This window comes from Acidocella aquatica, assembly GCF_030160635.1.
GTDB lineage: Bacteria > Pseudomonadota > Alphaproteobacteria > Acetobacterales > Acetobacteraceae > Acidocella > Acidocella aquatica.
In genome coordinates this window covers 68,368-83,295 of record NZ_BSOS01000024.1, presented here as the reverse complement: position 1 = coordinate 83,295, position 14,928 = coordinate 68,368, and the positions used below count along the sequence as shown (strand labels likewise).

Sequence of the window (14,928 nt, the reverse complement as noted above, 5' to 3'; positions counted from 1 at the left end):
GAGAATCTTCTCCGGAAAATCCGTGGATGAGTTAATAATGTCACATTCTTAAATGGAATGACTATAGCCTGAACGCTCTGCGTCAATCCAAACGCATCTTGTCTTCAACCAGCGCCACCCCACGCCCCTTAACCGTCTCCCAACTCGCCCAACCGCCCCTAAACCGTCATGCCAGCGCAAGCTGGCATCTCCCTCACCCGCAATCATTCCCCCGCAGCGTGAAGTCCACCACCTTGCCGTCCTTCAACAAAAACGTCGTCTCGCAGGCATAAACCACCGCCCGCGGCGGCATCGTCGCATCATACACCTGGGGATAAAATCCTCCGCCAAACCAAGGCCCGGCGAACGGCCCATACACCCCGCCCACATACGCCCCCGGCACACTCACCGCCCGGCGCTGCTCATAGGCCAGATAAGTCGTCCCATTCACCGTAATCTGCTTATCGGGCACGCCAAACTGGCTCACCAGCGTCTGCTCATCCGCGCCAATATAAGCCGCCATGCGGGTTTGCAGGCTGGGGCCGGTGGCGCACCCCGCCAAAACCACAAAAGCCAGAATACCGTAACGCATATCACCCTCGTTAATGCTGACAATTCAGCCAGACATTAGCACAGCGGAAGGCGCTTTTTCGCCCAACTTGAAAATGTCACAAATGCCCCCGCCAAAATCGCGCTATTGCACCAGCAAGGCCGTTGACATCGTAACGCCACCGCTCCCCCCTGCCCCCAGCGTCTCGGCGATCTTGATATTGCCGCTGCCGCTATCGTTGACTGACGCAACGACAAGCCCGGGAACCCCGGTGGTCGCAATATTCAGCGCCCCCGCGCCGGACATGGTCAGCGGCGCCGACGGCGCATAGATCGCGCCGTTAAACGTGCTGGCCGCGCCTTCATTGATTATATCCGTCGTGGCATCGCCCCTGGCCTGGTAAATCGCAACACCGCAAATGCCCTCGCCATTGGTGCCGTCATAGGGAGAATTGGGGTTTTCATAACTGCTTTCTGGGTAATCCGCGGGTGAAACGCAGTTATCCGTGGGCGCGGTGATATTCACCGTGGCGCCGCCATTAAAGATATAGGCCGCCGTTCCCTCCAGCACGAAGGTAACACCAACACCGGTGACGTTTGTGCCGGAATCGATGATCAGATTGCCATTCCGGATATAATAAACCCCAGGATTCAGCACGACAGTCTTCGTGCCATTGCTGATATTCAAACCACCGTCAAAATAATAAGTGGCGGGAGCGGGTGGTGTGCTGTCCACCGGCGGCGTGCTGCCTATCGTCAGATTGCCCTGCGCGGCATAAAAAGCACCGCCGGAACCATTGGCGGCATCCGAGTTGCCCGAATACGCATTGAACTCATACAGGCCGGAACTTATCGCCGTCGCCGTCGTGCCACCGGCCAGGTTCACGCCACCATCCACATAATAGTTGGAGCCATCGATGCTCACCGACGGCACATTGGTGAGCAACCCCCAGCCGGTAACCTTGGTGCCGGATGTTACGCCCGTGAGATAATAAGTGCCGGCATTAAGGGTCGCCGTGCCGTTGGTCAGTGACATTCCACCATTAACCACCATCGAAACCGGCACGCTCTGCGTACCGCTGCCAAGCGAAAATGTGGAATCGGAGGTAAAATTCATCCCGCCATTGATATAATAATTGCTGCCGTTCATGGTCAGGCTTGTGTTCGCCTGCCCACCCAGCCCGCCCGTGATAAAGGTCGAACCATTGGCAACACCTTCATTCAAAATCAGCTCAACCACGCCGGCATTGTTCATACCCGTCAGGTAGTTGGGGTAGAGCTCGCAATCCGCGGAATATTTCCCCTTCATCTGGGTACAATCCCCCACCCCGGCCTGATTCCATGTATTATACCCCAAATTTGGCGTGACAGCACTGCCATGCTCCACCGGCGCGGCCGGCACGCTCCAGCCGGGGTTCCATAAAACCACGTTTCCGGCGTTCAGTCCGGCCAGCGGATCAGGCGTGCTCGTATTCAACACAACCGTGTCCGGCGCACCCGGCGGGTCCTTCGGGTCCGTGCCGATATAACCGGAATACTGCGGCGCGCTGATGCAGCTGGCCGCGGTGACCACCGATGTTGCCTGGATGATTCCCGACCCGGTCACGGTCATTGAAGGACAGGATGCGGCGTTGGAGGATATGCCGCAGTTCGAGCCCACAATACTGGCGCCGCCGCTCACCACGATGGTCCCCTCCGAGATCAGGCAGCTCGAACCAGTCTTTTTAACCATATCCGCCACGGCGGTCGCCGATTGCGTTCCCGCAGGCTCTCCCGGCAGCCCGAGCCCCTTGACGGCGGAAAAAAAACTCCCCCGCGGGATCGTCGCCGTCGCCTGCCAAGCCGTGATCTTGGTGCCGCTGGCCGTGGTCGAAGCTGGCGGGTTGGAGAGCACGAGTTGCGCGCTTGTCAGGCTGAACTGGTTGTTTGAGGCCATGTTCGCGGCCGCCAGGGCGAGCGGTTCAACATTTTCCACGCTGGCCGCCCCATAATTGGCGGCATTGGCGGCGGCCAGCGCGGCGGCATCGGCGGCCGATTGCAGCGTATCCTGTTGTTGATACCAAAACCCAGCATCAACCGACAGCGCGGTGGCCGCAATGAGCAGAGGTGCTGCGAGCGCTATGATAAGCGCGATCGTTCCCCGGCAATTCGACAAAAAACCACGCAAACGGCGCACATGTTTTCGTTTCATATTCCTTGAATTTCACATTGTTTTCAACCATAGGCAGCAAATGCCCCGGCCGCACATCGTTAGGCGCATTAGTTGATTTCCGGAACAATCAAGAAATCAAAATCGCGTGTATTAGCCTAGATTTTCAATAACTTATCCGCGATCAAACGAATTTGTTGAATCCTCGTCCAAGGCTTCACACGCCATTATTCAAGGCAACCGATGTTTGAATAAATATATATCTAAAGTTTTTATCTCTTTTCGAATTCAATATGTATTTTTCTAGAATCATCCGACGCAGCCAAAATAACCGCCTTCATGACGATCCTCCGCACCAGCGAGGCTGAATCATTTTGATCGCCGCAAAAAACGGCTTGAATTAAAACATTCCGATATCGGCATAAAAAATTTCCTTACCCAAAACATTTCTGTCGCGGACAACACGCGATTGCATCATGTCAGAGGGTAAAAAATGATACCGGATGAAAATTAACAAAAATTATACAGCAGCAAAATCCTTCCCGCCGCAGGTGGCCTCGTTATTCCGGCAGCCACAAAACGTCACAAATCCGTCGCGCACCCGTCGCCAGCATCGCCAGCCGGTCAAACCCCAGCGCAATCCCCGCGCAGGGCGGCAGCTTCGCCACCGCGCTCAAAAACCCTTCGTCCATCTCCCAATCCGGCCCATACAACGCATGCCGGCGCGCCCTCTCCGCCACAAAGCGCGCGCGCTGCTCCTGCGCGTCCGTCAGCTCCACGAACGCATTCGCCAGTTCAATTCCGCACACAAACAGCTCAAAGCGCTCCGCCACCCGCGCATCCGCCGGGTCGCGCCTGGCCAGCGCCGCCTGCGCCGCGGGAAAATGCGTGAGAAACGTAGGGCGCTCGCGGCCAAGCTGTGGCTCAACCCGCTCCAGCAACAGCCGGAAGAACAAATCCTCCCAATCCTCGCCCGCGCGCAACACCGCCCCCGCCTGCGCCGCCAGCGCCCCTGCGTCCCCCTCGGTGCCCAGAACATCCGCCCCCGCATAACGCGCGAACGCCTCCGCCACGCTGATCCGCTCAAAGCGCTCCAGGTTCGTGCGCACCCCCCGGCATTCCACCACCGGCGGCAGCACCGCGCGCAGCAGCGCCTCGGTCTCGTCCATCAGCGCCCCCATATCGGCGCGCAGGGAATACCATTCCAGCATGGTGAATTCCGGCGCATGGGTGTCGCTCCAGGGCTCATCGCGCCACACCCGCGCCAGTTGAAATATCGGCCCCGCCCCCCCGGCCAGCAGTTTTTTCATGGCGAATTCCGGGCTGGTGTTCAAATACCGCGCCCCGGCCCGCACCGCGCGCAGATGCACCTCCTCCCCCGGCGCCACCACCGCATAGGGCGTCTCCACCTCGGCATATCCCCGCGCGCCAAAAAACGCCCGCACCCCGCAAGTCAGCAGATTGCGCCGCCGCAGTGCCGCCATGCGGTCTTCCAGCCGCTCCCAAGCTTGAGACATTCGCACTCTCCCTCTACATGCCGCCCATGCCCGACGGTATCATAAGCCCAAACCGCACGCTGCGCTCGGTTGAAGACATCATCCGCTCCGGCCTGGCAAGCGAGTCCGCGCGCCCGGCGCTGGAGGCGGTCGCCGCACGCTACGCCATCGCCCTCCCCCCGGCGCTGCACGCGCTCATCCAGACTCCGGATGATGCCATCGGCCGCCAGTTCATCCCCCATGCCGATGAACTCATCACCGCGCCGCATGAGAGCGCCGACCCCATAGCCGACGAAGCGCTCTCCCCGCTCCCCGGCATCGTGCACCGCTACCCGGACCGCGCGTTGTTAAAGCCGCTGCTGGCCTGCCCGGTTTATTGCCGCTTCTGCTTCCGCCGCGAGCAGGTGGGGCCGGACGGCGGCCTGCTGAGCGATGCCGAACTAACCGCCGCCTACGCCTATCTGCAATCGCATCCGGAGATCAAAGAGGTCATCCTCACCGGCGGCGACCCGCTGATCCTCTCGCCCCGCCGCCTGCGCGGCATTCTGCAAAACCTCGGCGCCATCGCGCATATCGAGACCCTACGCATCCACACCCGCGTGCCAGTGGCCGACCCATCGCTCATCACCGATGCCCTGGCCGCCGCGCTGGACATTGAAAAGCCGCTGTTCATCGCCGCCCATATCAACCACGCGGCCGAACTCACCGAGGCCGCGGTCAGCGCCTTACGCAAGCTGCAGCGCCTGGGCATCCCCATCCTCGGCCAGAGTGTGCTGCTGGCCGGGGTCAACGACAGCGAGGAAGCCCTGGGCGATTTATTCCGCGCCATGCTGCGCGCGCGCATAAAGCCCTACTACCTGCACCAGCTCGATGCCGCCCCTGGCACCGCCCGCTTCCATGTCGCGCCCGCGCGCGGCCGGGAGATTTTGGCCAATCTGCGCGGCAAAATCAGCGGCACAGCCCTGCCCGCCTATGTGTATGACCGCCCCGGCGGACTCGGCAAAATCCCGCTCTAAAATACACGTTTAGCTTGAACGCGCCGGGCGCTATGTCGCATCCCGGGCAATGCGCACACGCTCGGCGCGGCGGCCATCCATGGCCAGCACATCAAACTTCCAGCCGCCGAAGACGATGGCATCGCCCTTGCGTGGCGGGCGGGCGAGCAGGGCGAGGATGAGGCCGCCCAGCGTATGGTATGTGCCCTCCGAGGGCAGGGCCGGCAGGTGCAGGCGGGCTTTTATTTCATCGACGGGGGTGAGGCCATCGAGTTCATAAAAATCGGCCTCGGGGGAGTCGGTCCCTTCCTTGGGGCCAGTGTCGCCGGCATCGCCGACGATGGCCTCCAGCACGTCGGCGGCGGTGACCATGCCCTCAAAACTGCCGTATTCATCGAGCACGATGGCAATGCCAAGCTGGTCTGATTTGAGGCGCTCCAGCGCTTCCAGGGCGGAGACGGAGTCAGGTATGGCCATGGGCTGGCGCAGGGCGGCGGCGAGGGAGAAGTCTTTGCCGTCAAGCACACGGTCCAATATATCCTTGGCCTGGACGATACCGGCGACGTTATCAATGGCGCCGTCGCAGACGACGAAGCGCGAATGGGGGGCGGCGCGCAGGGTGGCGATGATGACGGCGCGCGGCGCGGTGCGGTCGATCCAGGTGATTTCGGTGCGCGGTGTCATGATCGCGCGCACCGGCTTATCGGCCAGGCGGAGCACGCGCTCGATGATATCGCGCTCCTCGTTTTCCAGCACGCCGGTTTCCGCCCCTTCCACCAGCATGGCCTTGAGTTCTTCCTCGCTCATCGCGCGGCGGTCCTCACCGGCGGGGCCGAAGGCGCGCAACACCAGCGTGGTGGCGGCGCCGAGCAGCCAGACCGCCGGTGTTGCCGCCATGCCCAAAATCGCCAGCGGCTGCGCGATGGCCGCGGCCACGCGCTCAGGGTGGCGCAGCGCCAGTTGCTTGGGCACCAGCTCGCCGAACACCAGGGTGAAAAAGGTGATGGCCAGCACGCTGAGCACCAAAGCGATCGGCCCGGCATAATGCGCGATCAGCGGCACATGCTCCAGCACCGGCTCCAGGTGTCCGGCCAGCTGGTCGCCGCCGAACACGCCGATGAGGATGCCGATGAGCGTGATGCCAAATTGCGAGGCGGGCAGAAAGCTCTGCGGATTGTCAGCCAAAACCCGCGCGCGCGCCGCCCCGCGCAGCCCCTGGCGCTCCATCAGCGTGAGCATGGCCCGCCGGGCGGAGACCAGCGCCAGCTCGCTCAGCGCGAAAGCGCCGTTAAGCAAAATGAGGACAGCCAGAATCAGCAGTTGCAGGGCAAGAGTCATACCCGCTTTCTACGCGCAATCCGGCGGAAATGCAGCTTGGCAATCTTGCAAAAATTTCATTTTGCCACAATCAGGACACATTCGCGCCCAGACCCCGCCGCTTTAGGTAACCATACATTGCGGCGTGCGAGGCTTGTCTCGCTCAAATCTGGACCTGCACCATGACGTTTCAGTCGCAAATCCGCCGCCAGTCACCGCAAGTTTCCACCCGCAACGCGCGCAAGGGGTGGAGCAACCCCAGCTCCTGGGCCGCCTCTCTCGGCGTTGGCGTGCTCGCCTTTGGCCTCTGGGCCGGGTTTAACCGGCCGGTCACGGATATTGCACCCTATAACGGTGAAATCGGCGGCTTCGCCTTCTCGCCATTTCACGCGGGGGAAAATCCGCAGACCAATCACTACCCCAGCGCCGCCGAGATCAAGTCAGACCTCACATTGGCGGCTGCGCACACCCATAACATCCGCACCTATACGGTCGAGGGCATTCTGGGCCAGATCCCGGCCCTGGCCGAGGGCATGAACCTTAACGTCACGCTCGGCGCCTGGCTGGACCGCCACCCGGTGGCCAACGCGGCCGAGCTGGCGAAAGTGGTGCAGGTCGCCAACGCCAACCCGGACGTGAAGCAGATCATGGTCGGCAACGAAACCATTCTGCGTGGCGACCTTCCCGTGCCCGAGCTGATGGCCGATATCGCGCTGGTGAAATCCGAGACCCATGTGCCGGTTTCCACCGCCGAGCCCTGGCATGTCTGGCTCAAACACCCCGAGCTTGCCAACTCCGTTGACTTCATCACCGTCCACCTTCTGCCCTACTGGGAAGGCGTGCCGGAGAACATCGCCGTGCAGGACGCCATGAACCGGCTGAACGCGGTGCATGACCGTTTCCCCAACAAGCGTATCGTCATCGGCGAAATCGGCTGGCCCTCGGATGGCATCGACATCGGCGCGGCGCGCGCCAGCACGGTCAATCAGGCGCGCTTCATGCGGGACTTCTTCAACCTCGCGCAGCAGAACCATCTGCAATATTTCGTGATGGAGGCGTTCGACCAGCCCTGGAAGACCAGCTTCGAGGGCCGCGCCGCCGGCTACTGGGGCATGTTCACGCTGGATCGTCACGCCAAATGGTCGCTCACCGGCCCGGTTGAGAACAACCCCGCCTGGGCCTTCTACGCCCTGGGCGCCGCGCTGCTGAGCCTGGCCGCCACCATGGCGCTGCTCTCGCGCCGCCCAGACATCCGCTTCTCCGGCAAGCTGATCTTCGCCGCCCTGGTTGAAGGCTTCACCGCCACGCTGGCCATGCTCTTCATGACCATGAGCGAGACCTACCTCTCGCTCGGCGCCGCCGCCGTGTGGGGCGCGCTCGCCGCGGGCCAGGGGCTGCTGCTCTTCCTGCTCATCGCCGACAGCTTCGATCTGGTGGAGACCATCTACGGCCGTGTCGCCAAGCGCCATTTCGAGCCGATCCCGGCCCCCGCTGGCGCCAGGCTGCCGAAAGTCTCCATCCACCTGCCCATCTGCAACGAACCGCCGGAAATGGTGTGCCAGACGCTCGATGCCCTGGCGGCACTCGACTATGACCGCTTCGAGGTGCTGGTGATCGACAACAACACCAAGGACCCGCTGGTGTGGGAGCCGGTGGCCGAGCATTGCGCCCGCCTGGGCCCCAAATTCCGCTTCTTCACACTGGGCAAATATAAAGGCTTCAAGGCCGGCGCCCTCAACTTCGCGCTGCGCGAGACCGCGCCGGATGCCGAGATCATCGGCGTGATCGACAGCGACTATATCGTGGACCCTGACTGGCTGCGCTCCATGGCGCCCGCCTTTGACAACCCGAAGGTCGGCTTCACCCAGTCGCCGCAGGATTACCGCGATAACGACGGCAGCCTCTTCAAGCGCCTGATGTTCTGGGAGTACGCTGGCTTCTTCCACGCCGGCATGGTGGCGCGCAACGAGCGTAACGCCATCATCCAGCACGGCACGATGACCCTGGTGCGCAAGGCCGCCCTCATCAACGAGAACGGCTGGGCCGAATGGTGCATCACCGAGGACAGCCAGCTCGGCCTGCGCCTGTTCCGCGCCGGGTATGAGGCTGTGTATTCCAAGAAGAGCTTCGGCAAGGGCGTGATGCCCGATGACTACAACGCCTTCCGCAAGCAGCGCTACCGTTGGGCCTATGGCGCCATGCGCATCGTGCGGGCCAACTGGCGCGCGCTGTTCTCGCCCTTCAACCACGAGCTGACACTCGGCCAGCGCTGGCACTTCATCACCGGCTGGATCCCCTGGTTCGGCGATGCGCTGGGTCTGGTGTTCCTCGGCCTGGGCCTCGCCTGGTCGGCAGGGCTGATCCTTGATCCGGTGCGCTTTGAGTTCCCGATCGCGCTGTTCATGCTGCCCTCGATCGGCCTGTTCTTCTTCAAGATCGTGCAGATACTCGCGCTCTATAAAAACCGCGTGCCCTGCGGCCTGGCTGACCGTGTGGGCGCCGCCATCGCCGGGCTGGCGCTCTCGCACAGCATCGGCAAGGCGGTCTGGAAAGGCCTGTTCTCCAACAGCCTGCCCTTCCTGCGCACCCCGAAGATGAAGAACGCCCCCGCGCTGGTGCAGGGTCTGATAATGTCGCGCGAGGAACTTGTCCTCCTGGTCCTCACCTGGGGCGCCCTGCTGGGCGTCGGCTTTGGCCACCATTGGGCGACGCTGGAAACCAAGCTCTGGTGCGCGGTGCTGTTCACCCAGTCGCTGCCCTACCTCGCCTCGGTCTCGGTCGCCATTCTCGCCGCCATGCCCGCCCCCGCGCCCAAGCTGGCCGCGGCTCCGGCGAAGCAGGCAGCTCCGGTGCGCATCGGCAACATGCACCCCGCCGCCGGCGACTAACCGCCCGCGCCGCACCGCTCAAAAAATCCCCGGCCGCAGCCCGCGCGCCGGGGATTTTCTTTGCCCGGGCTTGCCGCCATAATGGCAAAAACCAAGGGAGGACCGCGCAATGTTCAAAATCGTCATGCTGATTAAAAAGCGCCCTGACATCACGCGCGAAGCCTTTATGGATTACTACACCAACCACCACGTCCCCTACATCCACAAGCTGCTGCCCAAAGGCGCTGCCATGCACCGGCGCAATTTCGTGCTCGCCCCCAGCCCGCTCGGGCCCGATGACTATGACGTGATCTCAGAGGTCTTCTACGAGGACCGCGCCACCGCCGAGGGCGCCATGCAGGCGTTCGCCGACCCCGAGATCAAGCGCCTCGCGCAGGAGGATGAGGATAAATTCATCCTGCCCGGCTCCATCAGGCGCTACATCGTGGAGGTTCACGAGACCCGCTACCGCCCGCTGCCCGCGTAAACAAAACGTCAGACCGGCCCGGCGCACCCCAGCCCTGCAAATGATTTCTTGCGTTTTGCGCCGCACCATGCGCATAAGCCCCTCGTCGACCGCGAATGCGCGACCGGATCATTGATTCGGCCTTGGCGGTTGATTTGTCTATTGGGGCGGGAACGCCCTTCCCGGGCATTGTTTTACCCGTCCAATCCAAAATCGCGCGTGGAAACCGGACATTATCGCTGCAAACCAGATGGTTGCAGCGCCGGAGACGTATATTTTTATGACTGATGTTACCTTTGAATCCTTTGGCTTTGCCACGCCGATTCTCCAGGCCCTGACCAACAGCGGCTTCAACAAACCTACCCCCATCCAGGCTGGCGCATTGCCGGCAGGTCTCGCGGGCCGCGACGTTCTGGGCACCGCCCAGACCGGCACCGGCAAAACCGCCGCTTTCGCGCTGCCCATTTTGCAGCAGATGGCCGCCAACCCGCTGCGCCCGCGCCGCTTTGCCACCCGCGCGCTCATCCTCTCCCCAACCCGCGAACTTGCGGTGCAGATCGAGCAGGAGTTCAAAAAATTCGGCACCGGCCTGGCGCTGAACACCGTGCTCGTCGTCGGCGGCGTGGGCCGCACCGGCCAGGTTAACCGCATGTCGCGCGGCGCGGATATCGTTGTCGGCACACCAGGGCGCATCTGCGACCTGATGAGCACGCGCAACCTGATCATCGACCAGTGCCAGTTCTTCGTGCTCGACGAAGCTGACCGCATGCTCGATCTGGGCTTCATGCCCGACATCCGCCGCGTCGTCGCCCAGCTTCCGGCCCGCCGCCAGTCGGCGCTGTTCTCGGCCACCATGCCGAAGGAAATTCTCTCCCTGGCCGAAGGCCTGCTGCGCGAGCCGGTGCGTGTTTCCATCGAGCCGGTGGCCTCCACCCCGGTGCTGGTCGAACAGCATGTGCATTTCGTCGAAGGCTCAGGCAAGCGCCATCTGCTCAGCACCCTGCTGCGTGACAGCTCGATGACCCGCGCCATCGTCTTCACCCGCACCAAGCGCGGCGCGGACCGTGTGGCCCTGCAGCTCACCCAGGAGAAAATCTCCGCCACCGCCATGCACGGCAACCTCGGCCAGAACGCCCGCCAGCGCGCGCTGGAAGATTTCCGCGCCGGCAATGTGCGGGTGCTGGTCGCGACTGATCTTGCCGCGCGCGGCATTGATGTCATGGGCGTTTCCCACGTCATCAACTACGAGCTGCCCAACGAGCCGGAAAGCTACGTCCACCGCATCGGCCGGACCGCGCGTAACGGCGCCACCGGCATTGCCGTTGCCTTCTGCGATGCCACCGAGCTGGCGTTTCTCAACTCCATCGAGAAACTCACCGGCGTGCAGATGGCCGTCGCCAGCGGCACCCGCCCGGCCCACGCCGCCGCGACGAAAAAGCCTTCCCGCCACCCGGACCTCTTGGTGCGCAAGCCCAAGCGCCCGCAATATGGCGAGAAGCGGAATTTCTCACGGGCTGCGTAATTAGGTAAGGCGAGGGGCCGCGCCCTTCGAGCGGCAATCATTAAGAACGGCGCCTGTCATGGGCGCCGTTTTTTTGTGACGATTCGTTCCTGACGTCAGGCGTCCTGAAACCGCCGGAGGGAAACTTCCGTGGCGAGGGCATGTATTTTCAGATCATTAGCGTCAGCTGGCACCGCCTCAACTTCCTGCGCGGCAAACGCACACCCCAACCTGAACGCATTCGGCAACGCCGCCAGCGTGCGGTCATAATACCCGCCGCCATACCCCAGCCGGTTCCCCTTCGCATCAAACGCCAGCAGCGGCACCAGCACGAAATCCGGCCGCGCAACCTCGCCCGCCGGATGCGACGTGCCGAATCTTCCCGCAAAAAGTGCAGCGCCGGGCTGCCATTTTTTGAACACCAGCGGTTGGCCGCGCGGTGGCGTTTCCGGCAGGCAGACCACAAACCCCCGCGCCGCCAGCGCATAAAGCAGCGGGCGAATATCGATCTCATCACCCATCGGCCAATACCCCGCGACCACGGCGCCAGCCGGTGGCGGGCAATCTTCCAGCACATGTCTTGCAAGTTGCGCCCCCAGCGCGGGGTCGCACGCGTTGCGCGCGGCCATTGCCTGCTTACGCAGCGCGGCCTTTGCCGCGGCCAGCGCGGTGGCGTCCGTCACGGCGTGGTCAGCCGGAATTCAATCCGGCGGTTCTGCGCGTAATCGGCAGGTGTGTTGCCTGGCGCGATCGGGTTGTTGGCGCCCATGCCCGACGTCACCAGCCGGTTTTCCGGCACCCCGTCGGCAATCAGCAAATCCAGCACCGCCAGCGCGCGCGCCGAGGATAAATCAAAGTTTGACTTGAACGGCCCACCCGTGATCGGCTGCGCATCCGCATAGCCATCCACCGAAAGCACCCAGTTCACATCAGGCGGAATCTTGCTGGCGATTTCCGTCACCGCCGCCGCCACCTGCGCGATTTCCGCAGCGCCCGCCGGGGTGATCGTTGCCTCATCCACCGGAAAGAGCACATCGCTCTCAAACACAAAGCGGTCGCCGACGACTTTTATATTCTTCTCGCCCTTCAGGCTCTCGCTCAGCGCACGGAAAAACACACTCTGATACTGCTGCAATTCTTCCACCTTGCGGGCCAGCGCCTCATTGAGCTGCTTGCCCAAATCAGCGATCTGCACATTATCCTTCGCATCCGCCGCCTGCGCGGCATCCAGCGCCTGCGCCAGTGCCGCAAGCTGCGCGCGCATCGCCGCGATCTGCTGGTTGAGCAGCGCCACCTGCGCCAGCGCATCGCTGGAAATCTTGGTCTGCGCCGTCAACTGCTCGCGCAATCCCGGCCCCGCATTCGCCTGCGCCTGGGCCTGCGCGTCCATCTGTGCCTGCAACGCGCTAATCCGCCCGGCGCTCGCCGCCGCCTGCGTCTGCGCATCGGAGAGCTGCGCCTGCAAATCCTTGCCCTGGCTCTGCAGATTCGTAATCGTTGCCGCATCGGCGCTCACCTGTTGGCTCAACCCCGCATTCGCCGCCTGCGCGCTCGCCAGCTGTGCGTTCAGCGCCGAAAGCTCCTGCGTCAGCGTCGTGTCCTTTGATGTTTCCATGGAAAGGCTCTGCGTGAGCTGCGCGATCTGGTCGCGCAGCTGCGCGATCGTGTTATCGCTGCCGCTCAGCGCCGAGGATAAAAACGCCTCCGCCAGCACAAACACCAGCAGCACGAAAATAGTGACCATGAGCAGCGTGGAGAGCGCGTCGACATAGCCCGGCCATGCCTCCAGCCCGTTGCTGCCGCTGCGCTTGCGGCTCATGCCCGCGCGTCATCCGCCAGGGCGGCGATGGTGCGGGTAAGAATCTTCAAATCGCTGCGCAGCTCGTTGGTGGTCTGCATCCTGCCCTGTTCGGTCTCGGTGAGCAGCCGGCTCAGCAGCAGTTCGATGTTGCGCAAATGCGAACGCATGGCATCATCGCCCGCCTGCGGGCGGGCAGCGCCCAAGCGTTCAATCGCCGGGCCGAGGGCCGCTTGCGTGTCCGCCAGCCGGGCCATCAGCTGCTGGTTCAGGTGCAATGTGTCGGCCAGGTTGCCCATGCGCTCGCCCAGGGCCAGCAGCGCGGCGTTGCCCTGCGCGCGGCTGTCCTCGCCGCGGCTCAGCACGCGCTGCAACCCATCCATATTCTCCGCCGTCTGTTCCAGCAGCGCCTGCACATAAACCGGCACACTGGCCTCGCCATCGCCACCCAGCGCCCCGGTGGAAAGCCGCGTCAGCCCGGCCAGCCATTCTTCCAGCTCGTTGAAAAACCGGTTCTGCGCCTGCCCGGCGGTGAGGTCCAAAAAGCCCAGGATCAGCGCGCCGGAAAGGCCGAACATCGAGGAGGAGAACGCCGTGCCCATGCCCGCCAGCGGCCCCGCCAGCCCGCCCTTCAGCTGCGCGAACATGCCGTTCACATCGCCCCCGGCCAGGTTCATGCCGTTGATCACCGCGGCAACCGATGAGACCGTATGCAGCAGGCCCCAGAAGGTGCCGAGCAGGCCGAGAAAGATCATCACGCCGGTGACATAGCGCGAAAGCTCGCGGCTCTCATCCAACCGGCTCGAAATACCGTCCAGAATGGTGCGCATCGCCGGGCCGGAGAGCGTAATCCGCCGCTCACCATCCGCCCTTCCGTGCAGCATGCGCGCCATCGGGGCAAGCAATACCGGCGGCGGCGCCTGCTCCAGCTTCTGGCGCGGGCGGCGGAACTCGTCCACCCAGTCAACCTCCGGGTTCAGCCGCTGCACCTGCCGCAAATTCCAAAACACGCCGAACAGTTCGACCACGACGATAACCGAGTTGACCACAGGATTGGCCATGTAGAAACGCGCCAGCGCCGGAGAGATAACCGCCGCCACGCCATAGACCACGAGGCAGAACACGATCATGCGGATAAGATAACGGGTCGGCCGGGTCATTTCTGCACTCCAAGTACGGCTTCATCCTCGTTCTTCCCTGGCACGGAACCCAGCGCGCGGGGCAGAATATTTTGTGACGCCACGCCGCAGGAGGTCAAAGCGTCGCGCAGCGCCAAAGCGCGGGCCAGCGATAGCCGCATGGCGATGGAGGGATCGCTGGGGTCCGCCGGGGCGCGGGCGTCAATGCCGATCACGCCGTGGGCCTCACAAAAGGGCTTCAACGCCGCCCCGGTCCCGGCCGGCAGCGTCGCGCTGCCGGGAGGAAAACTCACAACCAGCGCCTGCGGCGTTGCCAGGGGTTGGGGCGCATGCGCGCCCAAAACCGGCGCGGGCGGCACCGCCACCACCAGCCCGGGCGCCACCGCCACCACCGGCGCGGGCGCCGTGGGCCCGGGCGCCACCGGCTTAGCCGCCGTGGACGCGGGGGGGCTGGCAAGGGGCTTGATCGGGGCGGGTTTCACGCTGCGGATCACGCGCCGCGAGAGATGCCGGGCAGGTTCAACCGGCCGGGCAGGCGCCATCGCGGGCGCGGGCCTGGCCGGGGCGATTCCCGCCAGTTGCGCCAAAGCCGCGGGGTCAACCTTCACCTGCGCGGCCGCGAGTGAAGGCAGCAAGGCCGCCAGAATCAGAGGAATTTGATAAGGTTTCACC

12 protein-coding genes are annotated in these 14,928 nt (G+C 63.3%); 4 read left to right on the top strand and 8 right to left on the bottom strand.

All coding sequences use genetic code 11. The features are described 5' to 3' along the window. Positions 1 to 193 precede the first annotated feature (193 nt). From QQJ84_RS05920 to epmA, 3 genes are all read right to left on the bottom strand, one after another. Complete coding sequence (locus tag QQJ84_RS05920) at positions 194 to 571, bottom strand: hypothetical protein (protein ID WP_284257191.1); 378 nt, start codon at positions 569 to 571, stop codon at positions 194 to 196. A gap of 102 nt (positions 572 to 673) precedes the next feature. Continuing rightward, positions 674 to 2,719: a pilus assembly protein TadG-related protein gene (locus tag QQJ84_RS05915; protein WP_284257190.1), complete on the bottom strand. Its 2,046-nt coding sequence runs from the start codon at positions 2,717 to 2,719 to the stop codon at positions 674 to 676. 518 nt (positions 2,720 to 3,237) lie between these two features. Next, positions 3,238 to 4,194, bottom strand: coding sequence for an EF-P lysine aminoacylase EpmA (epmA, locus tag QQJ84_RS05910; protein WP_284257189.1), 957 nt, complete (start codon positions 4,192 to 4,194; stop codon positions 3,238 to 3,240). A gap of 26 nt (positions 4,195 to 4,220) precedes the next feature. Here epmA and QQJ84_RS05905 point away from each other — a divergent pair, with 26 nt between their 5' ends. After that, positions 4,221 to 5,189 (top strand): lysine-2,3-aminomutase-like protein, encoded by a 969-nt coding sequence (locus QQJ84_RS05905; RefSeq protein ID WP_284257188.1) that lies wholly within the window; start codon positions 4,221 to 4,223, stop codon positions 5,187 to 5,189. Positions 5,190 to 5,219: 30 nt separating this feature from the next. Here QQJ84_RS05905 and QQJ84_RS05900 read toward each other — a convergent pair whose 3' ends face one another. Beyond that, positions 5,220 to 6,506, bottom strand: coding sequence for a hemolysin family protein (locus QQJ84_RS05900; protein WP_284257187.1), 1,287 nt, complete (start codon positions 6,504 to 6,506; stop codon positions 5,220 to 5,222). A gap of 161 nt (positions 6,507 to 6,667) precedes the next feature. Between QQJ84_RS05900 and QQJ84_RS05895 the strand changes: the two genes are divergently transcribed. From QQJ84_RS05895 to QQJ84_RS05885, 3 genes are all read left to right on the top strand, one after another. Next, on the top strand, positions 6,668 to 9,373 hold the full coding sequence (locus QQJ84_RS05895) for a glycosyltransferase (RefSeq protein WP_284257186.1): 2,706 nt from the start codon (positions 6,668 to 6,670) through the stop codon (positions 9,371 to 9,373). Between the two features lie 109 nt (positions 9,374 to 9,482). Next, on the top strand, positions 9,483 to 9,839 hold the full coding sequence (locus QQJ84_RS05890) for an EthD domain-containing protein (RefSeq protein ID WP_284257185.1): 357 nt from the start codon (positions 9,483 to 9,485) through the stop codon (positions 9,837 to 9,839). Between the two features lie 259 nt (positions 9,840 to 10,098). Continuing rightward, positions 10,099 to 11,340: a DEAD/DEAH box helicase gene (locus QQJ84_RS05885; RefSeq protein WP_284257184.1), complete on the top strand. Its 1,242-nt coding sequence runs from the start codon at positions 10,099 to 10,101 to the stop codon at positions 11,338 to 11,340. 95 nt (positions 11,341 to 11,435) lie between these two features. Here the strand turns inward: QQJ84_RS05885 and QQJ84_RS05880 are convergent, their stop codons facing one another. Genes QQJ84_RS05880 through QQJ84_RS05865 form a run of 4 tightly spaced genes read right to left on the bottom strand, consistent with a single transcriptional unit; the run spans position 11,436 to position 14,927 of the window. Continuing rightward, a complete protein-coding gene (locus QQJ84_RS05880; protein ID WP_284257183.1) occupies positions 11,436 to 12,002 on the bottom strand; it encodes a 5-formyltetrahydrofolate cyclo-ligase in 567 nt (188 codons plus the stop codon). Then, the gene (locus tag QQJ84_RS05875; protein WP_284257182.1) at positions 11,999 to 13,138 is read right to left on the bottom strand and encodes a peptidoglycan-binding protein; all 1,140 of its coding nucleotides are present in this window, start codon (positions 13,136 to 13,138) and stop codon (positions 11,999 to 12,001) included. Before QQJ84_RS05875 ends, QQJ84_RS05880 begins: the two co-directional genes overlap by 4 nt. Continuing rightward, entirely contained in the window at positions 13,135 to 14,277 is a 1,143-nt protein-coding gene (locus QQJ84_RS05870; RefSeq protein ID WP_284257181.1) for a flagellar motor protein MotA, read from the bottom strand. Before QQJ84_RS05870 ends, QQJ84_RS05875 begins: the two co-directional genes overlap by 4 nt. Next, positions 14,274 to 14,927, bottom strand: a complete 654-nt coding sequence (locus QQJ84_RS05865) for an OmpA family protein (RefSeq protein WP_284257180.1) — start codon at positions 14,925 to 14,927, stop codon at positions 14,274 to 14,276. Before QQJ84_RS05865 ends, QQJ84_RS05870 begins: the two co-directional genes overlap by 4 nt. Position 14,928 lies beyond the last annotated feature (1 nt).